At 30.4% G+C, this 22,415-nt stretch carries 27 protein-coding genes and 1 tRNA gene; all 28 read right to left on the reverse strand.

Going from position 1 to position 22,415, the window contains the following annotated elements; translation table 11 throughout:
• Positions 1-104 precede the first annotated feature (104 nt).
• The 28 genes from FQB35_RS07890 to FQB35_RS08020 all read right to left on the reverse strand — a co-directional run bounded on the left by FQB35_RS07890 (position 105) and on the right by FQB35_RS08020 (position 22,382).
• On the reverse strand, positions 105-2,852 hold the full coding sequence (locus FQB35_RS07890) for a penicillin-binding transpeptidase domain-containing protein (protein WP_148809459.1): 2,748 nt from the start codon (positions 2,850-2,852) through the stop codon (positions 105-107).
• A gap of 5 nt (positions 2,853-2,857) precedes the next feature.
• Positions 2,858-3,358, reverse strand: a complete 501-nt coding sequence (gene mreD, locus FQB35_RS07895) for a rod shape-determining protein MreD (RefSeq protein ID WP_148809460.1) — start codon at positions 3,356-3,358, stop codon at positions 2,858-2,860.
• Positions 3,359-3,371: 13 nt separating this feature from the next.
• On the reverse strand, positions 3,372-4,178 hold the full coding sequence (gene mreC / locus FQB35_RS07900) for a rod shape-determining protein MreC (RefSeq protein ID WP_207707276.1): 807 nt from the start codon (positions 4,176-4,178) through the stop codon (positions 3,372-3,374).
• 41 nt (positions 4,179-4,219) lie between these two features.
• A complete protein-coding gene (locus FQB35_RS07905; protein ID WP_148809462.1) occupies positions 4,220-5,254 on the reverse strand; it encodes a rod shape-determining protein in 1,035 nt (344 codons plus the stop codon).
• Positions 5,255-5,281: 27 nt separating this feature from the next.
• A complete protein-coding gene (gene radC / locus FQB35_RS07910) occupies positions 5,282-5,977 on the reverse strand; it encodes a RadC family protein (RefSeq protein WP_269902676.1) in 696 nt (231 codons plus the stop codon).
• Positions 5,978-5,996: 19 nt separating this feature from the next.
• The gene (locus tag FQB35_RS07915) at positions 5,997-6,575 is read right to left on the reverse strand and encodes a Maf family protein (RefSeq protein WP_148809463.1); all 579 of its coding nucleotides are present in this window, start codon (positions 6,573-6,575) and stop codon (positions 5,997-5,999) included.
• A gap of 9 nt (positions 6,576-6,584) precedes the next feature.
• Positions 6,585-6,833 carry a DUF4321 domain-containing protein gene (locus FQB35_RS07920; RefSeq protein ID WP_168198286.1) on the reverse strand — a complete coding sequence of 83 codons (249 nt, stop codon included), beginning with the start codon at positions 6,831-6,833 and terminating at the stop codon, positions 6,585-6,587.
• 21 nt (positions 6,834-6,854) lie between these two features.
• On the reverse strand, positions 6,855-7,370 hold the full coding sequence (locus FQB35_RS07925; RefSeq protein WP_148809465.1) for a Gx transporter family protein: 516 nt from the start codon (positions 7,368-7,370) through the stop codon (positions 6,855-6,857).
• 15 nt (positions 7,371-7,385) lie between these two features.
• Positions 7,386-7,760: a NusG domain II-containing protein gene (locus FQB35_RS07930; RefSeq protein ID WP_148809466.1), complete on the reverse strand. Its 375-nt coding sequence runs from the start codon at positions 7,758-7,760 to the stop codon at positions 7,386-7,388.
• A 186-nt stretch (positions 7,761-7,946) separates the two neighbouring features.
• The gene (locus FQB35_RS07935) at positions 7,947-8,930 is read right to left on the reverse strand and encodes an RnfABCDGE type electron transport complex subunit B (protein ID WP_148809467.1); all 984 of its coding nucleotides are present in this window, start codon (positions 8,928-8,930) and stop codon (positions 7,947-7,949) included.
• Positions 8,931-8,946: 16 nt separating this feature from the next.
• The gene (gene rsxA, locus FQB35_RS07940; protein ID WP_148809468.1) at positions 8,947-9,528 is read right to left on the reverse strand and encodes an electron transport complex subunit RsxA; all 582 of its coding nucleotides are present in this window, start codon (positions 9,526-9,528) and stop codon (positions 8,947-8,949) included.
• A 20-nt stretch (positions 9,529-9,548) separates the two neighbouring features.
• A complete protein-coding gene (gene rsxE / locus FQB35_RS07945; RefSeq protein ID WP_148809469.1) occupies positions 9,549-10,145 on the reverse strand; it encodes an electron transport complex subunit RsxE in 597 nt (198 codons plus the stop codon).
• Between the two features lie 16 nt (positions 10,146-10,161).
• Entirely contained in the window at positions 10,162-10,722 is a 561-nt protein-coding gene (locus tag FQB35_RS07950; protein WP_148809470.1) for an RnfABCDGE type electron transport complex subunit G, read from the reverse strand.
• Entirely contained in the window at positions 10,723-11,661 is a 939-nt protein-coding gene (locus FQB35_RS07955) for an RnfABCDGE type electron transport complex subunit D (protein WP_148809471.1), read from the reverse strand.
• Between the two features lie 17 nt (positions 11,662-11,678).
• Entirely contained in the window at positions 11,679-13,001 is a 1,323-nt protein-coding gene (gene rsxC / locus FQB35_RS07960; protein WP_148809472.1) for an electron transport complex subunit RsxC, read from the reverse strand.
• A gap of 390 nt (positions 13,002-13,391) precedes the next feature.
• Positions 13,392-13,961, reverse strand: coding sequence for an ATP-binding protein (locus FQB35_RS07965; RefSeq protein ID WP_148809473.1), 570 nt, complete (start codon positions 13,959-13,961; stop codon positions 13,392-13,394).
• Positions 13,962-13,985: 24 nt separating this feature from the next.
• The gene (locus tag FQB35_RS07970; protein ID WP_148809474.1) at positions 13,986-14,693 is read right to left on the reverse strand and encodes a PHP domain-containing protein; all 708 of its coding nucleotides are present in this window, start codon (positions 14,691-14,693) and stop codon (positions 13,986-13,988) included.
• 4 nt (positions 14,694-14,697) lie between these two features.
• The gene (locus FQB35_RS07975) at positions 14,698-15,030 is read right to left on the reverse strand and encodes a DRTGG domain-containing protein (protein ID WP_148809475.1); all 333 of its coding nucleotides are present in this window, start codon (positions 15,028-15,030) and stop codon (positions 14,698-14,700) included.
• Between the two features lie 11 nt (positions 15,031-15,041).
• Complete coding sequence (locus FQB35_RS07980; protein ID WP_148809476.1) at positions 15,042-15,482, reverse strand: ATP-binding protein; 441 nt, start codon at positions 15,480-15,482, stop codon at positions 15,042-15,044.
• A 5-nt stretch (positions 15,483-15,487) separates the two neighbouring features.
• The gene (locus tag FQB35_RS07985; RefSeq protein ID WP_148809477.1) at positions 15,488-15,850 is read right to left on the reverse strand and encodes a DRTGG domain-containing protein; all 363 of its coding nucleotides are present in this window, start codon (positions 15,848-15,850) and stop codon (positions 15,488-15,490) included.
• Positions 15,851-15,861: 11 nt separating this feature from the next.
• On the reverse strand, positions 15,862-16,731 hold the full coding sequence (locus FQB35_RS07990) for an SPOR domain-containing protein (RefSeq protein WP_148809478.1): 870 nt from the start codon (positions 16,729-16,731) through the stop codon (positions 15,862-15,864).
• A 343-nt stretch (positions 16,732-17,074) separates the two neighbouring features.
• On the reverse strand, positions 17,075-18,175 hold the full coding sequence (locus FQB35_RS07995) for a C40 family peptidase (RefSeq protein WP_148809479.1): 1,101 nt from the start codon (positions 18,173-18,175) through the stop codon (positions 17,075-17,077).
• 174 nt (positions 18,176-18,349) lie between these two features.
• A tRNA-Leu gene (locus tag FQB35_RS08000) sits at positions 18,350-18,435 on the reverse strand.
• Positions 18,436-18,522: 87 nt separating this feature from the next.
• On the reverse strand, positions 18,523-20,145 hold the full coding sequence (locus FQB35_RS08005) for a peptide ABC transporter substrate-binding protein (RefSeq protein WP_148809480.1): 1,623 nt from the start codon (positions 20,143-20,145) through the stop codon (positions 18,523-18,525).
• Positions 20,146-20,167: 22 nt separating this feature from the next.
• On the reverse strand, positions 20,168-20,374 hold the full coding sequence (locus tag FQB35_RS16635) for a hypothetical protein (protein WP_408625499.1): 207 nt from the start codon (positions 20,372-20,374) through the stop codon (positions 20,168-20,170).
• Entirely contained in the window at positions 20,299-21,204 is a 906-nt protein-coding gene (locus tag FQB35_RS08010) for a nicotinate phosphoribosyltransferase (protein ID WP_269902677.1), read from the reverse strand. Before FQB35_RS08010 ends, FQB35_RS16635 begins: the two co-directional genes overlap by 76 nt.
• A gap of 16 nt (positions 21,205-21,220) precedes the next feature.
• Entirely contained in the window at positions 21,221-21,718 is a 498-nt protein-coding gene (locus tag FQB35_RS08015) for a DUF441 domain-containing protein (protein ID WP_148809481.1), read from the reverse strand.
• Positions 21,719-21,869: 151 nt separating this feature from the next.
• The gene (locus FQB35_RS08020) at positions 21,870-22,382 is read right to left on the reverse strand and encodes a lytic transglycosylase domain-containing protein (protein WP_148810800.1); all 513 of its coding nucleotides are present in this window, start codon (positions 22,380-22,382) and stop codon (positions 21,870-21,872) included.
• Positions 22,383-22,415: the final 33 nt, after the last annotated feature.

Genomic DNA, 22,415 nt, shown 5'->3' on the forward strand with positions numbered 1-22,415 from the left:
ACTACCTCCAAATTATTACAAATAAATCTTAAATCTAAATATTTTATTCTTCAAAACATATTCAAATCCTCTTTTTTTTGAAAAAAATACACTTACAAATTCGCTTAATTTGTAAGTGTATTTTTAAAATTAATTTTATCGTATTCTTTATTTAAACCTAAATATTCTGCAATAATTTCTCGAGCAACAGGAGCTGCATAACCTCCATGTCCACCTTGAAAAATTAGCGACACAACAGCAATTTGAGGATTATCACTTGGCGCAAACGATACAAACCAAGCAAAGTTATCATAATCATCTTTATATCGATCCAAAGTTGTATCTGTAATTTTACCATGACTTAATTCTTTTATGGCCTTTCTCATTGCTAAACCTTCGTTTTTATATTTATGCTTATATTCTTTTGCTTTCTTTTCTACATCATGCCAACTCATATAAGGAGCAATCCATTTTAAATATTTTTTTAAATATTCAACTTCATCCTTTGGCTGAATTTTTCCAGATTTTTGAGCTGTACCAGTTTTTGCTGCCACTTTAACAGGAAATTTCTTAAAAATAGTTCTTGCAGTACCATGATCTCCCTGAGTAACTTGCTCCATGCCACGTTTTATGTGTACTAGATTTTTATAATTTTTTAAAAGGATTCTTTCTTTATTATGCTCTCCATTATATTCAGACACTTCATAATTTCCTATTTTTTTTACAATGCTAATTTTATTATTATATCCTTCATTAGCAATAGTAGCAATATACCTAGCCACTTGTAAAGGTGTATATGCATGCTGTCCTTGTCCAATAGAAAGGTTAAAAGTATCACCTTTTGTCCACTTTGCTTGATTAAAATAACTAAACTTTACTAAATCAACCAAAGCTTCCACTTTTTCTTCTTTTACACCTAATTTACTAACTCTATTTATCAATTTACCTCTAGATGGATTCTCTTCAATCCAATTTACAATTTTTTCAATTTCATTTTCTAAAGCTTCTTTATCTGATAAGATCTCTGGTTTAAAATATTCTTTACAATTAGATTTTAATTTTCTTCTTAATAAACTTTTAGTTACTTCCATTTTCTTATTAGGACTTGGAACCCCATAAGCACTCTCGTTGATTTCAATCCCCGTAGGTTCTCCTAATCCAAACTTTTTTGCATACTCTAGTATTTTATCTACATCCATAGAAATATTTAGTGGTTTATTTTTATAATAATCCCAACCTGTTGAAACATCGAAAAAGTAATAATTTACAGATTCTTCTAAAGCTTTGTACAAATCCACCCAACCATGTGATCTCTTATACTCATTCCACATCCAACTTCCAAAGGTTCTTCCTCCTAATTTAATATATCCACCATCATATAATTTTCTATTTGGATCTAATCCCTGTTCTATAGCTGCAAGTCCTGTTATCATTTTAAATACAGATCCAGGCTGTACAGCAGTTTTTGTAGCAACATTATAAAGAGGTACTGGTGATAAAGGATCTCTTGGATTATCATCCTGAACAGCCTTCCAATCCTTTGATGAAATACCTGTAGCAAATAAATTTGGATTAAAAGACGGATAATTAGCTAAAGCTAACACTTCTCCTGTATTTACATCCAACGCTACAACTGCACCTGATGTTGCATGTTTAAATGCTTCCCTATATTTATAATCCCCCCATTTACTTTTGAATGTTCCACCTATCTGAATTTGTTTTAATGCCTGTTCCAAAGCTTCTTCAGCAACTTTTTGAAGCTTTGCATCTATTGAAAGATATACATTTTCTCCTTTTTCAGGTTTTTCTTCTCTTAATACATTCACAAGTCTCCCATAAACATCAACTTCAACATATTTTGCTCCATCTTTTCCTTTTAATTTTTTTTCATAAGCTCTTTCTATTCCATCTTTTCCTATCAAATCATTCGATGAATATCCTAGCTCCTTTGTAAACTTTTCCTTTTCACTATCTGATATTTTCCCTAAATATCCAATAATATGAGATGCAAGATTGTTATTAGGATAATAACGGATAGGTTCTACTTCTATATTTACACCAGGCAATTCCATACTTTTTTCTTCTATAGCTGCAACAGTTTTTGCTGACACATTTAATGCTATTTTTACAGGCTGATATTGTCTATATCCCTGTTCTTTCAATTCATGCCTTATAACTAATATTTTCCTAGCATCTTCTTTTGAATAATAATCTGGTATTTTAAATTTTTCTCTTAAAGCCAAAAAAGCATCTTTTGCATCTAAATCTTCATTCAAATTATATTTTTTGAGGAAATTTTTTTTCTTCATCTGAGGTATGAATTTCATAGTTTTTACCGAAATAGGTGGGTATACTCCATGTATACTCTGCATTTCCTTTTGAGCCTCATACACATTTAAGTTAGGATCTATATTTAATTGTTCCCTTAGTAAATTAAAAACTTCTTTAGGATCTTTTGTATTGTTTATTCCTTGTTTAGTAAGCCACTCTTCTATTTCTTTATCAAAAGTATAGTAAAATTGATCCCCTTCAAATTTGATAGGAAAATTATCATGGAATTCTTCTCCATTATTTATTAGAATATTCAATAGCTTTACAGATACTTCATTAATCTTTTCATCAATTAATTCATTTTTCATAATTTGAACTGTAAAACTTGGCTTATTTATAGCAATAGGTCTGCCATATCTATCCCTTATCTCCCCTCGTGGAGCTGAAATAGGTATTTTCTTTATTCTTATTGCTTCTGCCATTTGTTTATATTTCTCACCTTCTACCACAGTTAAGTCAATAAGTCTTAATAAAAGTATAAAAATAAAAGCTGTAAAAAATATAATAATTTGATTATGCCTATCTTTTAATTTTTCTATCATAACAATCACCCTGTCTTGGATTTTATGTAGGAGCGCTTATTAAAATTATATAATAGTTTATAAATTAATATAGACAAAATTGAATTGTAAATAATTTCCAGCATCGCAATTCTTCTAAATATAAAAAACAAACTTACTTGATTATATGTCATATACATAATTACATAATATATTAAATGATATATTGCCGTGGAAATAACAACAAAAAATACTGGTGTTAAATAATTATCTTTATATATGTTTTTTTCAAAAACTCCAGTATTATAGCCTATTAACAAATATATCAATGCATTAGCTCCTATCATACTTCCTAGTAAAATATCCTGCAATAAACCTGTAAAAAAACCTATCAAAGCACCTCGTTTTTTTCCCCATAAAATTGAAAATGCTACAACAATAATCAAAGAAGTATTCGGTAATATTCCTAATATCCTAAAGTGCTGTAAAAGAGTAGATTGTATTAAAAAATTTATAATTATAATTAATAAAACAATAAAAAAATTCATACCTGTATCTCCTTTAACTTAACTTTTCAGGTATTATTATAAATACTTTGTCTATTTTTTTAAAGTTAACCGCAGGTTTAACTATAATCGTTTTTAAAAGCTCATCTTTCTTCTTTATTACTTCTTTCACTTCTCCAATAAGTATTCCCTTTTCAAACATACTAAGTCCCGAAGTAATAAGTTTATCTCCTACTAAAACTTCTGCTTCTGGATCAATTAAATATCCAGTTAAATCTGCTTTTACACTTCCTCTAATTACACCAATATATTGGTTGCTTCGTAGCACCTGAAAACTTACAGAACTTTTATTGTCTATAATAGTAACTACCTTAGACCAATTATCCCCTACTTCATAAACCCTTCCAATTAAACCATCTCCATTTAATACTGTACTATTTTTTATAATTCCATGTTTTTTTCCTACATCAATAGTAAATATATTAAACCAATTTCCAGTATCTTTACCAGTAACATTTGCTGTTATATAATTTCTTTTATTATTCTCCTTTACATAATTTAAAGCATCCTGTAAATGTCTTAATTCATTCAATTCATCTTTAGTAAGTGATAATTCTATTAATTTTTGATTTAAATCTTGTACTTCTTTTTTTAGTAATTTATTCTCTTTTGCAATAGATCTAAATTTAAACAAAGAACGAATCGCTTCCTCAATTCCCTGACCACTTTTATATAATACTTTTTGTACTGGTGTAATCACTTTGCCAATTAAATTTTCAGGCATTGATACTCTTGCTCTTCCTCCTATAGTAATTCCAATTGTAATAATGAGAATGATAGTAACAAATGTTACTATCATCATACCTCCTCTTCTTATCATTTTTTTCATATGAATTCACCACTTTATCTAAATTTCTTTGAAGAAATCAATACTCTCTTTAAGGTTTCAATTTCTTCAATAGTCTTTCCTGTTCCTAATGCAACACAATCTAAAGCTTCTTCTGCAATATGAACAGGCATACCCGTTTCCTTTCGAACTAATTTATCAAACCCGTCTAAGAGAGCACCCCCACCTGTTAACATAATTCCTTGTTCCATAATATCTGAAGCTAATTCTGGAGGAGTTTTTTCCAAGGTATATTTTATTGCTTCAATTATAACATTTATTGGTTCATGTAAAGCTTCTAATATCTCTGTAGAAGATATAGTTAACGTTTTAGGTAAACCTGAAACCAAATCCCTTCCTCTTATAGCCATTTTTTCTTCCTTTGTCTTAGGAAATGCAGAACCAACATTTACTTTTATTTCTTCAGCAGTTCTTTCCCCAATCATAAGACTATATTCCTTCTTTATATAATGAACAATAGATTCATCTAATTCATCTCCACCAACTCTAACTGATTTACTTGTTACAATTCCTCCTAAAGAAATAATAGCTATTTCTGTAGTACCTCCTCCAATATCTACAACCATACTTCCTGTGGGTTCTTCTACAGGTAGTCCTGCTCCTATAGCAGCAGCCATTGGTTCTTCTATTAGATATGCTTCTTTTGCTCCAGCTTGAAGTGCTGCTTCTTCAACAGATCTTCTCTCAACTTCTGTTACTCCAGATGGTACTCCTACTACAACCCGAGGTGCAAAAAATAATGATTTCTTAGGGTAAGCTCTTTTAATAAAATATTTTAACATACTTTGTGTTATATCAAAGTCAGCTATTACACCATCCTTCAAAGGTCTAATAGCAATAATGTTTCCTGGTGTCCTACCTATCATTTGCTTTGCCTCTTGACCTACAGCAAGTACTTCTTTCGTATCTTCCTGTATAGCAACTACAGAAGGTTCCCTTACTACAATTCCTCTACCTCTTACATAAACTAATGTATTTGCTGTTCCTAAATCTATTCCCATATCCTTTGAAAACATTTTAAATAATGCCATATTATACTGCTCCTCCCTATAATTGCTTTATATCATCGAAATTTCTTTTAAACTTATATAGATTCCATCACCTATTATAATGTGATCTAAGATTTCAATACCAATAATTTTTCCTGCTTCTATCAACCTTTGTGTTATTTTTATATCTTCATTACTAGGCTTTGGATTTCCACTAGGATGATTATGAATAAGAACTAGAGAAGCTGCACTTTTTCTTATTGCTCTTACAAATACTTCTCTTGGATGCACTAAAGAACTATTCAAACTTCCAATTGAAATATTTTCTATGGAGATTATCTCATTTTTTGTATTAAGAAGCATTATTTTAAAATACTCCTTTTTATAATATCTCATCTCTTCCATAAATATTTTAACAATATCTCTTGGAGAGTTAATGTTTATTTTGGCTTTTGCACTACTCATAGCTAATCTTTTGCCAAGCTCAATTGCAGCTACAACTTGGCAAGCTTTTGCTACGCCAATTCCTTTTATCTGACTTAATTCTTCAATCGTACAATCTGCCAAATATCTCAATCCATCATCACTAGCCGATAGTATCCTTTGTGATAAATCAATAGCAGAAGTTTCTTTCGTTCCAGTCCTAATTAAAATAGCTAAAAGTTCTGCATTAGATAAAGCATTTGCACCAGACATTAATAATTTTTCCCTAGGTCTTTCACTTTCAGCCATATCTTTAATAGAAACATGATAATCCTTACTCACTGCTTTATCACACCTTAAATTAAACAATTTCAATATCAAAATGATCACTTAATATACTTTGTATTCTTGATATTGGTAATCCAACTACATTAAAATAATCTCCTTGAATCCATTCTACAATAGCAGCACCTTTTCCTTGAATAGCATATGATCCTGCCTTATCCCAAACTTCTCCTGTATCAATATACCTTTTGATAAAGTCATCTGTCAACTGTTTAAATTTTACTTTCGTCTTTTCATAACTTACAAATTTGTTATAACTATGGGCTTGTACTATTGCAAAACCTGTAATTACATAATGAATATCATTTTGAAGAAGCTTTAACATTTTAAACGCATCTTCATAATCTTTTGGTTTTCCTAAAATCCCATTTTTTACCACTATCGTATCTGCTGCAATAATAATATCACCATTATTGCATTTTTCCTCAACAGCTGCTACCTTTTCAAATGCCAATGCCATAGCTATTTGTTCAGGTTTCTCATCTTCATGTATTTTTTCTTCAATATGAGCTATTTCAATCTCAAAAGGCACATTAAAACTCTCAAATATTTCCTTTCGTCTCGGAGAACCAGATGCTAATATTATTTTATTCAAATTATTCACCTACAATCTACTAAAAATAAATATTGCCAATATAATTCCTATAATACTAGCCACATTAAAGTTAAACATTAATCCTAATGTTAACTTGATTACCTCAAGATCAATAGTAAAGGGCTGAAATCCTATAAGCTTACTATATCCTAATATACCAATACTACCTTTGAAAAATTCTCCTATCAAACCACCTATTACAACACCCACAAATAACAACAAAAGCAAAACCCATGTATTCCTACCTCTATTTCTCATGAAATTCCTCCTAAGCATCTCTTATTCTAACGCATTAATTTCTATTTTCTTTAAATGGTTTGAGGTATATATACCAGTTAAGCCAACAAAATATCCTGTAAAGAGACTCATTAACATCATAAATGGTAAATACGTAAATATCAAAAAATTATTAATCATAATGCTAGCAACAGTAAGCTGTGCAATATTGTGCGATATTGCCCCAAAAATACTAACCCCAATCAAACTAAATTTTTCAGAAAAATACTTATAAACAATCCACATAATTATTGTACTGAATATAGAACCTGATAAACTGTAAAATATTCCAGTCACTGCACCTGTAACAAGGGTTGCCATAAAACATCTTAATGTCCCTACAATTATAGCATGTTTAAACCCAAATACAGTCATAGTTACTAAATTTACAATATTAGCTAACCCAAGCTTAGCACCAGGTATCCCACTTACAGGTAAAGGTATAAAAGATTCTAATATATTCAATGCAATTCCAATAACAGTAATTAATGATAGATAGATTATTCTTTTAGTTTTCATAATGTTTTCCTTTCCCTAGTAGCTAACACCATCTAATTCAGATTTTTTCGACACTATTTTTATAGACACTCTATTTGGAAGACATATACTAGTCTGATTGACTTTTGTTATTTTTCCCATTTTTACACATAATTGATCTTTACAGTTTGATTCTAAAAATCTAGCACCTTCACCGTCTACTTCTATCACATTATGTCCATAAATTGTATCTATTTCTATCTTCCTCGAAGAATTCGAATGATCTAGTGCTATCTTTTTATACTCTTTTCCATCTACTTCAATAACTACATACAATTGATCCGTATTAAAAGTCATCAGTTTTGTCCAATAAATTCCAGATAGGGCAAAAAAAATAACAAAAATAATTAATGCTTTATCCCATTTTGTCATACCATCAGCTCACATATCTTATTCTTATTTTTCCAAAGAATGTATATAATTATACTTTCTACCTATTATTATGTTTACAAATACTCATTTAATAATATAATTTAAGTTTAACATTTTGATATATCCAATACAAGTAGTAAATTATATGATATATAATAAAAGAACATGTACTAAGCACATGTTCTTTTATTTCATTATAATTGTTTTTTTAGGGCATTTTGCTTCACAAGCTCCACAACCAATACATTTATCCTCTAATACTTTGTGTACTTGTTTTAATTCACCTTCGATTGCATCGACTGGACATTGCTTTGCACAAATTGTACATCCTATACAGTTATCAGCAATAATTTCTGCTTTCTTTCTTTTTTCAAAATTTGCATAAATTGCTCCAGTAGGACATTTTTCAGCACAAAGCATACAGTTTGTACATTTGTCATAATTAATTTTCGCAAGATTATCTGAGAATTCCATAGCATCAAAAGGACAAGCTTTAACACATAATTGACATCCGATACACCCTACATTACATTTTTCTTTAACAGCTTTTCCTTTTTCCTTATTGTTACAATCTACTACTACATCTTGCTCATAAGGAACAAAATCTATTACATTCTTTGGACAAGCTTCAATACACTTTCCACAACCAGTACATCGTTCAGGAATAATTTTTGCAATCTTTCCATCCGTTATTTCGATTGCATTAAATTGACATACATCTACACAAGTTCCAAGACCTAAACAACCATAAGCACAACTTTTGCTTCCTCCAGCAACCATTGCTGCTGCTTTACAATCTTGAATTCCATAGTAATCAAATTTTTCTTTGCAATTTGAACTGTCTCCGCTACATAAAACTCTTGCTACCTTTTTAACATCATCTCCTGCTTCAACACCCATAATCTTAGCAATCTTTTGAGCACATTCGCTTCCTCCAACAGGACATCCATTAACCGGAGCTTTTCCTTCTACAACTGCATTAGCAAAACCATTACAGCCTGGATATCCACATCCACCACAGTTTGCACCTGGTAACACTTCTCCGATTTCTGTTACTCTTGGATCAACTTCTACAGCAAATTTTTGAGAAGCATAAGCCAATCCTGCCCCAAATAGTAGCCCCATTCCTCCTAGACTGACAACAGGACCCATTATTGTTGAAATATCCATATTCTATCCCTCCTATTTACACAAGTCCGGCAAATCCTAAAAATGCAATCGACATTAAACTAGCCGTAATTAATGCGATTGGAAAGCCTTTAAACAATTCTGGTACATCTGCAATTTCAAGTCTTTCTCTAATTCCTGCAAATAGGATGATTGCCAAAGAAAATCCTACTGCTGCTCCAATAGCATTTACAATTGTTTCAATTAAATTATAATTAGATTGAATATTTAAAAGAGTTAAACCAAGTACAGCACAGTTTGTCGTAATAAGTGGTAAATATACCCCTAATGCTTGGTATAATGTTGGACTCATCTTTTGGATAACCATTTCAACAAACTGAACTAATGATGCAATAACTAAAATAAAAGCTATTGTCTGTAAGTATCCTAGTTTAAACGGATCTAATATTAAATGTTGAATCATATACGTAATAATAGATGCTATGGTCATAACAAATGTAACGGCCATTCCCATTCCCGTAGCAGTCTCAACTTGTTTTGATACTCCTAAAAATGGACAAATTCCTAAAAATCTTGATAACACAAAGTTATTTACAAGTATACTACTAACAAGTATAACAAATAATCCTCCTATAGACATATTCTTTCCCTCCTTTTATTTTATTCTGCCCTTTTAGATTGAATAAGGTTTAAAAGAGCAAGTAGCAATCCTAAAGCAAGAAACGCACCAGGAGGAAGAATCATAATTAAAGCTGGCTGGAATGATGCTCCGAATAGAACTTTTCCAAATATTGAACCTGCTCCTAATATTTCTCTAACACTTCCTAGTATTGTAAGTGCGATAGTAAATCCTAATCCCATACCAATTCCATCTACAGCAGACCCTATTACAGAATTTTTTGATGCAAAAGCTTCTGCTCTTCCTAAAATAATACAGTTAACAACAATAAGTGGAATGAACAATCCTAACGCTTTATCGAGTGCAGGAACGAATGCCTTAAGCATTAGTCCTACAACTGTAACGAATGTCGCAATAATAACTATAAAAGCTGGTATACGAATTTTGCTCGGTATAGACTTTTTAAATAACGAAATTGCCACGTTAGATCCTATTAATACTGCAGTGGTTGCTAGTCCCATACCAATACCATTGATTGCTGAAGTAGTAACAGCAAGTGTTGGACACATTCCTAGCATTTGTACAAATATCGGGTTGTCAAATAGAATTCCCGCCATTAAAATTTTGCCTAACTTCATTTTGTCACCCCCAAAACTATTTTAACTTTTCGTTAAATAACTTTATTGCACTATTTACCCCAGCTGTTACTGCTTTTGAAGTAATAGTAGCTCCTGAAATTGCCAAAATCTCATTATCTTTTGGCTCTCCTGATTTAATAACTTCTAAATCTTTTTGTGTACTTTTTCCATTGTATTGATCTTTAAACTCTCCTGATGCTTTCGCTCCTAATCCTGGAGTTTCTTGATGGTTTCCTATACTTACACCTTTAATTACATTATCCGTGCTTATTCCTATCATTACTTCAACAGGTCCACCATAACCACTAGGATTTGTCTTAATCGTATATCCGACAGTTTCTCCATTTTTTATTCCTCTATATACTTCAATAACATTATCATAATTTTCATAAATATCTTTTTCTACTTCCTCAAAGTCAGTAGCATCTGGAAGTACAGTTTGGCGAGCTTCTTTATTTGCTTGAATCATTTGCTGCTTGATAGGTTCTTTTGTAATATCATTTGTATACGCAAGAATCATTGCTGCCACAGCTGTTATAAATAAAAGAATTATTCCTAATTTTCCTATCTCTTTCATTTATTTCACCTCCCCAAAAACTCTTGGACTTGTATATTTATCAATAAGTGGTACAGCCACGTTCATTAAAAGTATTGAGTAAGATACCCCTTCTGGATATCCTCCATAAAGCCTAATAATACTTGTTAAAATACCACATCCTAATGCAAATATTACTTGTCCTTTTGGTGTTACAGGTGATGAAGCATAATCTGTTGCCATATAGATTGCACCAATCATTAAACCTCCTGCAAATACTTGATAAATCATAAATTGAATACTAAATCCACCTAAAATAAATGTTAATACTGCAACTGTAGCAATATATATTATTGGTACTCTTGGAGTAATTACCCCTCTATATACAAGATAAATTCCACCAATAATTAATAATATAGCAGAAGTTTCTCCAATACATCCACCTATATTTCCAATTATCAAATCTGCAAGAGATGGTAATTGTTCCCCAGCAGCTTCCCCTCCAAGTATTGCTAATGGTGTTGCTGTACTTACTGCATCAGCACCAGGTTTTACCCAAGCTGTCATTTGTACTGGCCATGAAGCTAAAAGCATTGCACGTGCTGCTAAAGCTGGATTCATAAAATTATGTCCTAATCCTCCAAACACTTGCTTTACAATAGCAATAGCAAACACTGATCCTATTACTGGAATCCACCAAGGTGCACTTGCTGGTATGTTAAATGCTAATAACAGCCCAGTAACTACAGCACTCCAATCATTAATTGTCACAGGTTTTTTACAAATTTTTTGTATCAAAGCTTCTGTTACTACTGCAGCAATTACAGCAGCAAGAATTATTTTTACAGCACCAATTCTAAAGAAGTATACTCCTGCTAAAGTTGCAGGAAGTAGTGCGATTACTACATCTCGCATTATTCTATTTACTGATTCATCTGCCCTTATGTGGGGAGACGAAGACACAATAAGTCTATTGTCCATATTCTTATTCCCTCCCATTACTTAGTCTTTCTTTTTTTTGCAATAATTTCTCGCTTAGCAACCCTAATTGACTGAAGTAGTGGTCTCTTGGAAGGACAGATAAACGAACAAGAACCACATTCTATACAGTCAAGTGCATGATATTTTTCAGCTGTCTCATACATATTTCTCAAAGAGTAAGCACTTATATATAATGGCTGTAAAAAAGCTGGGCAAATATCAACACATTTACCACATCTAATACACGCCTTTGGCTCTGGTAATCTTGCTTCTTCAGGCGTAAATACTAATATACCTGATGTACCCTTTGTTGAAGGTATTTCGTCAGTATGTTGAGAAAGCCCCATCATAGGTCCACCTAGTATTATTTTTCCTGGATTTCCATTATATCCTCCACATTGCTCAACAATTTCTTTAATATAAGTACCTACCTTAATTAATAAATTTTTAGGTTCCTTAATTCCTTTTCCCGTAATTGTACAAATTCTTTCTATTAAAGGCATTCCTGTCTTAATAGCTTTTGCAACAGCTGAAGCAGTTGCAACATTGTTTACAATAACACCTGCATCCATTGGAAGTCCTCCAGATGGAACCTCTCTCTTTGTACAAGCATAAATTAACTGTTTTTCTGCTCCTTGAGGATATTTAGTTTTTAGTCCTACTACTTTTATTTCTTTATACCCTTTTGAAGCATTTTTCATACTTTCTATAGCATCTGGCTTATTGTCTTCTATTCCTATATAAGCTTTTGAAACATTTACTACTTTCATCATAGCTCTTAATCCATAAACAATACTTTCTGGATCTTCTAACATAAGTCTGTGATCAGCAGTTAAATATGGTTCACATTCAGCTCCATTTAAAATAATTGTATCAATCTTTTTCTCAGGTGGTGGAGAAAGCTTTACATGAGTAGGAAAAGTAGCACCTCCCATACCTACAATACCTGCTTCTTTAATAATATCTAATATTTGCTTTCCTGATAAATTTTCTATATCTCCTTTTGGTTTAACACTTTCATGAACTTCGTTTAAACCATCAGCTTCAATTACAATGCATTCTACCTCACCTGTTGGTGTTAGCATGCGTGCTATCTGTTTTACTTCACCTGAAACACTACTATGTACAGGCGTTGAAACAAAAGCCTTTGCTTCCCCTATTTTTTGTCCTATCTTCACCTTATCTCCAACTTTTACTAAAGGTTCACACGGTGCTCCAATATGCTGTTGAAGCGGTATTGCAACACGATCTGGCTCTTTTGCTTTTTCTACTTTAAATCTTTCTGTTGCTTCCTTATAGTGAGGAGGATGTACACCTCCTCTAAAGGATAAAAGATTCATTTATATTCACCCCTTATTTTATAAATTAGTTATTTTGTTTATGGCTATAGCCAATGATGCTACATTTTTCACTATATTTTTTATGGAAAAGTATGTATTCCCCACACAATTATACCGTATTGTATATTGTATAATTGTATAAACATTAATAAAATATATACTAATTCATATATCCATAAAAAATATAGCTCATTAAATATTATTTATCATCACATTAATTATATATTAACTTCTATGCTTAAAAAAGTCAATCTAACTTACGATATATGGATTCAATTTGCAATTATATTAATATAATAACTTTCTTGAAAAAACTTTCTTTTCTTACTACTCGAAATTTTATTATTTTATCAAAAAAAAATAAAATTGCAAGTTGCAATTTTATTTTTACTATTTTGGTTGATTTTTAATTTCTTTGTTTTTATATAATTCCTTTATTCCATCAATAATATAATTTTTCATCCAATCTATCACTGCTACATCATTTAATGGCATTCCTCCTAGAACCTTTCTTATTTCTCTAGTATCAAAAATAAATTCACATTCATTGAAAGTATGTTTATAAACATAATCAATTTTTTCATTTGCCATAATAATTGTAATTATTGTATCAACCATATTTCCTAAGGGAGCACGATCAATATGGTCTCTTTCAAAACTAGCAAATATTTCTGTTCCTTTTCCTAACTCCGATTGAATATAAAATCTTCCATTACATCTCTCTGCAGCAGCCTTAAATAAAGATATTCCCAATCCTACTTTTCTTGTTTTTCTCGTAGTCACAAATGGATTTATTACTTTCTCTAATAAATCTTTATTCATTCCAATGCCATTATCGATAATTTTTATATTTATAAAATTTTCTTTTTCATTTTCTTCAATAATAATTTGAATAAATGTAGCTTTAGCTGTAATACTATTTTGTACAATATCTAATATATGAAGAGATAATTCTTTCACCCCTAAAAACCCTCCATCTTTATATCATTTTAATGCTTCAAAAATACTATCTATATTTTTCGTTGCTACTTCAATATAACTTTCTCGTTCTAGTATATCCCATAAATAATGTGCATCTGAACTTTGAATAATTTGATATTTATTAAGATTCTTATGCTTTTCTAAGAATTTATTAATATTGCAATTCTTAGAAACTTCTAGAGTCCTTATCTGTAACTCATTAGGAATAAACCCTAAATTCCCTATCAAACTATATGAACTTCTATCAATATGGGCTGGTATAACAATTCCATTTAATTTATTAATTTCATAAAAAACTTCATTTAAAGTAATATTAACAGAAGCTATTAGCATTTTATTGTTTTCGCTTATTATTCTATCTTGTGCATCAAACAATAGTTGTCTTCCAAAAATTTCAGGTATATTCTCTTTATTTGGTAATTTATTATATACTAATTTTTGAAAAATGATTGCAGATTCTATATCTTTAAATAAACAAATAAGATGTACTTCTTCTTTAGTTTGGAGCTCTATACCAGGTATAATAATAATATCTTTATTTTGTGCTACCTGCATACAAGCCTTGCAATTTTCTACACTATTGTGATCTGTTATAGCTATGGCATCTAATCCCTTTAAGACACTCATATTGACAATATTATTAGGCGTCATATCTTCATCGGCACAAGGCGATAGAGCTGTGTGAATATGAAAGTCTATAGCAATTTTCATACTATTATAACCCTAAATCATGAAGTATGCAGAATATTCCATAACTATTTAAATCTGTACTTATAATCGGAATATTTTCTTCATTAGCCTTATTGATTGTATCCATATCTACATCTATTGACTCAGGAATAATTATACAGCTAATCTCAAGTAAACTAGCCACTGCTACAATATTCATATGAGTCTGAACTGTAATCCAAGCATCTCCAGCTTTTGCATTTGCCATAACCCAACTTAATAAATCACAACAATACACCCCTTTAATTTCTTTAGAGATCGTTTGATTATCTGTCAATAATTTAAAATTCTCTTTTTTAATTAAATCATTTACCTTCATCGTTTTCCCTCCTAATTGATATATATCTTCATTTTAAGTATTGTTGACTCTCCTTCTTTTGATTGTATATAAAATTCGTCACTATATCGTTTCATATTTGGAAGTCCCATACCTGCTCCAAATCCTAACTCTCTTACCCTATTAGAAGCTGTGGAATATCCTTCTTCCATAGCACGATCAATATTTTTAATACCTGGTCCTTTGTCCTTAGCAATAATTTGAATACTATCAGGACTAATAAAAACAGTGATTTTTCCACCTGCAGAATGTATAACTATATTCATCTCTGCTTCATACGTAACAATTGCTGCCTTTTTTATTATTTTTGAATCTATGCCTAATTGCCTAAGAACTTTTTTAATATTGCTTGATGCCTCCCCTGCTCTAGAAAAATCATCTTTTATAACCTCATATTCTAATTTAATACTATTTTTTATTTGTTCATTCTCCATAAAGTTTACTCTCCTCCTCTGATAGGAATACCTTTAAGACCATTGTTATACAATATTCCACAAGCAGTATATAAAATATGATTTGTACTAAGTAATATAATATTATTTTTTTTAGCAAGTTCAATAACTTCCTTATCAGGTTTTTTCCCTCGAACAAAAACAATCACATTAATATCTACCATCTCTGCAGTTCTAATCACTTGTGGATTTATAAGTCCTGTGAGTAATAATGTCTTTCCATTTATAAAAGCCAATACATCACTCATTAAGTCACAACCAAAAGCAGCTTCTACTTTTATATCATCTAACAAATGCTCTCCTGTTAAACATTCAGCCTCTAAAATACTCATTATTTCATTAATTTTCATTAAAATCCCCCTCAATATTCATTCTTAGCAGCAAAATTTGAATATTGGAACAATTCATTCATGAGTGCATTCTGTATTGCTACAATTGGCTTTTCATCATCTTTTAAAACACCTTCTAACATTTGTTCAAAGTTTTCTACTATTTCAATAAATTCATTATGGATTTGCTGCATATGCTTAGATGGGACCTTTACCTTCATTTTAGCTTTTATATCTTTTAAATTGTCTATGTTTTTAAGTACTAAGATGTTACGTTGATCTATATCTAAGGAATTTTCCTCTGAACTTTTTATGATTTCAGATACATCCTTAAATATTTTAATTAACCTTGCATTTTGATCTCCTAGCAACATTGTATATTGAGAATCTTCTTTTCCATATTTTATTGCTCTAGTAGGAATATTTATTTTTACAACAAAAGCTTCATTATATTCCTTTTTAATCCTTGGTAAAAGCATATCTATGCTTTCCCTATCTAACATTGAAATTGTTAATACTTTATATCCATCATTATACCAAAGATAAGATCCCATTTTTTTTGTATTTAATTCATCAATCAAGATTTGTGCATTCTCCTTAGTAGTAAAGCTTCCTACTTGAATACTAAATATATCCATACCTTTCAATTCAAATGTATTTGCATAAGCTTCTTGTAATACTTGATTATTAAAATCTTTATTTCCTGAATTTGATACTTTTGGATTGGATGTATACTCTTTAGTTATTATTTTATTTTGAAAAAGATTTGGCAAAATTACATATTTTGTACCTAAATACCCTAGCATAATAGAAATGCCTGGCAATAATAATACAAATATAATAATAAAGCTAAACTTCTTTCCCTTACTTTCTTTCCTAGTTTTTACCCTAGATTGTCTCACTCTAACCCCCCCTAAAATATTTCTTTCATTTGTATTAGTTAATACGGATATAAAATAATCCTATAAAAGGTATTTCTTTATCATATTAATTTTATTATATTTTCTACAGCCCTATCATCTTTTCCTTTTACATAGCAAAATAATTCCAAACCTTTTTTAAAACTTCTCAATAAAAATATTTTATCGTATTCAGAATATTACACATCTAAAATTATTATATTTTAATTATAAACTAATTCATCTAATAATCCGATATAAATTGTTTAACATTTATATTTAAAAGAGTTGTTTAAATAAATAATAATCCCATACATAAAAAACCCTACTATGAATAAGTAGGGTTTTATAAAACTCTTCTAGCTGTAACATATGTTCTTTTATAATATCCTTCTGTTAAATCTGATATAACAACTTTTTTTGCTTTTTTGCCAGAGGAAGCATGAATAAATTGTCCATTTCCTATATATATTCCTACGTGGCTTATTTTTCCATTATTAACTCCATTTGTATCAAAAAATACTAAATCCCCTGCCCTTAAATCACTTTTTGAAACTTTTTTTCCTATCCTTACCTGATTACTTGATGTTCTTGGAATCTTTATACCTATATTATGATATACATACGATGTAAAGCCTGAACAATCAAAACGATTCGGCCCACTAGCACCATATACATACTTTTTTCCTAATAAATTTTTTGCAATAGTAACCACTTTAATCCCTAAAGAAGACCTATTCATAGACCTTGATATAGGTTTATTATTCAATAAAATCTTAACATAATCTTTATATATCCAACCAGTTTTATTATTTTGTGTAATTACATTGTACCACCCATTTTTATAGTTTTTCACCTTTACATACGTATCTAATGGTAAAGTTGTTATAATTCCTCCATTATCAGATGGACTTCTTCTTAAATTTACGTTACTAGCAGTTATTTTCGCTTTCTTGTAATTTGGCTTTATCGTTATATAGTCTGAATATACCCAACCCTTGCTTCCATCATCAAATATTATATGATACCAATTAGCATTTTTTTCAAAAACTGTTACCTCAAATTTAACGGGTAGCTTCTTTATGATATCCGAATTTATACAGGGCTGTTCTCTAACATTTAAACAATCTACATTTACAATGCCTTTTTTTATTAATTCTTTTTCATTGTCTATAATAGCAATTAATTGATTATGTACCCATCCAATTTCTTTATTATTTAACGCAACTGCATACCACTCTCCATTATTATTTACAATATGAACGTAATCTCCAAGTTTTAAAGTATTTAAAACCATAGATTCTATTTTAGGTTCTTTTCTAACATTCACATCATTAGCAATAACTACTCCTTTTACAGCATCTTCTCCATAGGCAAAAGTAAATATTCCTAACACACATACACAAAAAATCACTATAGTAAAAGTTCGCTTGAAAAATTTTATCATTATATAGCCCCCTGTTTATTACTATTCATCACACGATTGTATTTAATTATTTTGTCCCGTATATATCATATTATACTTTAAATAACGTTCTACAAAAAAAATAAAAATCCTTCTTCTTTTATAAAATTCAATAAAACAAAAAACTACTCACACTGAGTAGTTAATCATTGATTTTGGTGCGGATGGCGGGATTTGAACCCGCACGAGCGGTGCTCACTACCCCCTCAAGATAGCGTGTCTGCCTGTTCCACCACATCCGCATTATTATATTTTATTTTTACAAATACACCTTTATAGTATAAATCTATTTTTGTATATTGTCAAGAAATCATTCAATATAATCAGTATTATTTTGGATTATCACCTATATACCACTTTTCTATACTGTTAAATATATTAAAAGGTACTGGCATAATATCCCCTTTTACATGCTTTTTTACTATTATTGAACGATTTTTAAAATATAAACCAAAATACGGTAAGTCATTAACAAATAAATTTTGTATCTGTTTATATTTTTCTTTTTTTACAGATATATTTTTTGTTACTAATACTTCATCTAACAATTTATCCATATTAGGATTTTTATAACCTATAAAATTTGTATTCCCTATATATTCTGAATGGAGAGCAAACCTTAAATTAAAAGCATTTGATAATTTCCATCCCCCAAGAACAAGATCAAATTTATTTGCCAATATTTTCTTTTTGTATTCTTCCCAGTCTACTTTATTAATAACCACATCTATTCCAATTTCACTAAGTTGTGATGCTATAAATTTTGCAGTCTTTACTCTTTGAGGGTTATCATTATTTACAAGTAGCCTTAATCTTAATTCCTTTCCACTTTCATTCTCTAGCCATTTATCATTATCCCTATTTTCCCAACTAGATTCTGCTAATAATTTTTTCGCCAGTAACAAATCTTTTCCATATTTTTTTTCTTCCTCACAATAAAAATATGCTTCTGGATAAATCGGAACATCTACTATAGTAGCATGTCCTAAATATACTTCGTCTACAATTTTATGCCTATCTATACTATATGCTAATGCTTTTCTTATATTTTCATCATTAAGTATATCTTTGTTAAAATTAAAAGCTAAAAACTCGAAATACTGTGTTACATATTCATAAATTTTTAATGACTTATCCTCACTATATTTTTCCCAATCAAAATTTGTTGCTTCTGCTATATCAACTTCATTTGCTTCAACAGAAGTTAATGCTGCTTCTTTATCTGGAACTCTTTTAGCAAGTATTGATGTAATATATGGCTTATCTCCCCAATAATCATCATTTACAACTAATTTAATAGTTTTAAACTTATCATATAAATCAACCTTATAAGGCCCTGTTCCAATTGGAACAATATTAACAGCATCATATACTGCCTTACTATTTAAAAATTGATGCTTAGGAATAATTGGAAATGTAAACATTTCAACAGAAGAATCTATTGCCTCATCAAATTCAATGCTTATTTTATGAGAATTTATAATTTTGATATTCTTTATATGCTTAACATATACACTAAAAATAGATTTTTTACCCTGGGTATCCATTTTGAGCGTATCTATTGTAAACTTTACATCTTCCGCAGAAAATAACTTTCCATCATGCCATCTTACATCATCTCTTAATTGAAATGTCCATTCTTTTCCATTTTCTGACACGTTCCATTTTTTAGCTAAGGCTGGCTGAGGAAATAATTTCTCATCCAACCTTATTAGTCCATCATAAATAAGCTTATTTAAATAATAAACACTTTTATTATCATTAATAATCGGATTTAACATATCAAGCTGTGTTACTGGAATTCTTAATTCCCCGCCAACTATAGGCTCCCCCATCTGTAAAGATTTATTTACATTTGGTTTTGTATCTACATTTCTAGATATGCATCCTGATAACATAGAAAACACAAACAAAAAACATACATAGTAAAAAATCTTTTTTTCCCTTTTCACACAAATACCTCCAAGAAACCCCTTAAAGAATTCGTTTCAATTTCTTATTTTCCACAAGCCCAGGAATTCTTCCTCTTTTTGCAACGGGTTTTCCATTTACTTCTTTTATATCCATAGTCATATCAATAGCAGGAGCTCCTGAAATATAACTGCCTACTCCAAAAGAATCAGCACCAGCTTCAGATAATAGGCTAATCTTCTCTGGAGTAAGTCCTCCTGATACAAATATTTTTTTACATGATTATATCCATGAATATCTAGCTTACTTCTTAACTCTCTAACAAGATGTGGTGTAACTCCACCTCTCTCGCTTGGTGTATCTAATCGAATACCATACAGCTTTTCTCCTAGTTCCTTAGCAATTCTTAAACTTTCCTCAACCTCATCTTTAAAAGTATCCACCAAAACAATTCTTTTATGAGACTCTGGGGTAACTTCATTATAAACTTTTGCAATGTCTAGTGTGTCTCCAGCAATCAACATAGCTGCATGTGGGAGTGTTCCAGATGCTTCTATACTCATTAATTTCGCAGCTAATACACAACTTGCTCCACTTGCTCCACCAATTACAGCTGCTCTTTCCATGACAGAAGCAACTGCTGGATGAACATGTCTCGCTCCAAAGCACAAGAAAGGCTTACCGTTACAAGCTTCTTTCACTCTTCTAGATGCTGTAGCCCATCCACTAGCACTTGCTAAACTTCCTAACATAGCTGTCTCAAATACTCCAAATTCATTATATGGTCCTTTAATTCTTACTAATGTTTCCTTAGCTTCAAAGGTTTCTCCTTCATCTAAAGCCCATACCTGAACCTCTTTATCCTTTAACATATTTTTAACCTCTTCAATGCCCACAAACACACCTGATTTTCTAGCAAAAATTTCAGCTGTTACAACCTGTTTATCTAAATTCATGTATCTTAAAATATCCATCGTCCTTAGAAAATATACATCAGTCGTTAGACCAGATAATATTTCATCATGATTACTTGAGTGCATTGCCCTTTCTTCGTTAATTTTTATGTCTTTAATGTCCTCAAGGCTTGTCATTTGCTTCATTTAATCACATTCCTTTCTATCTTTTCATAAATATTTCTGTTATGTAAATTATAAAATATGCAATACCTGAACCTATAAGAGGTCCTACAGGATATCCTTTAAAAATTACAATTCCAAATATTGTCCCCATCACAACAGAAGTAACTATAGAAGGCTCTATTTCAAGTAAGTATCCTCCACGTGCTCCAAATATGGCCACAAGCACTCCCGCAATTATTCCTATGAAACCTTTATAAGTTTTAAAACTATTTAACATAGAAATAACATCTAATTCTCCTAAGGCAAACGGAGCTAATATACCCATCATCAGTATAATAACACCAAGTTTTAATCCATATTTATCTAAAAATATCAATATGGAATGAGAAAAATTTCTAAACTCTTCTCCCATTTGACTCAATAGTAAAAAGAATATTAAAGCACTTACAGATAGAGCCAGCGCGTTATTTTTTCCTACCATAGCTAAAACTAGTAAAATTAATAAAGTGATACTTCCTAAATATTCTTGACTCATCTTTACTCTCCTATAAAAAATAATATTATTTTTCACATTTTTGCTATTTGTAGGATTATTATGCCACTATCATTATAAATGACTTAGAAGCTTTATTCAATAAAATCCTTACATTGCTTATATAAATATATAGATAACAAGTAACATCCTGTTATCTATATATAATTCTATAAACTTTATAGCTTTTCATAACTTTTTGAACATATTTCTTTGTTTCTGCAAAGGGAATATCTTTCAATGTTTTGCCATCTAAACTATATCTAGGATCTTGAAGCCATTTACTTACATTGCCACTTCCCCCATTATATGCAGCAAGCATTAACAATAAATTTCCATCAAATTCATCTCTTAGTTTATCTAAATACCAACATCCTATTTTTATGTTAATCTCAGGAATAAATAAGCTTTTTTCATCATAATTATCAATGCTTAATTCTTCTGAAGCCCATTTTCCAGTAATAGGAGATATTTGCATAAGCCCTCGTGCATTTTTTGAAGACTTTGCTTTCGCATTAAATTTACTTTCTGTTCTTATAATAGCAGCAACAAGATGTGGATCTAAACAATATTCATTAGCATAGGTATTAATAATCTCACGATAATATATTGGATACATAATCTTTAGTAGCCAATTTATATTATTCAGAGCTATTCCAATCATCATTACTATAACACTTATCACAAGTAATTTTTTATA

It is taken from the genome of Crassaminicella thermophila (assembly GCF_008152325.1).
In the GTDB taxonomy this organism is placed as follows: domain Bacteria; phylum Bacillota; class Clostridia; order Peptostreptococcales; family Thermotaleaceae; genus Crassaminicella_A; species Crassaminicella_A thermophila.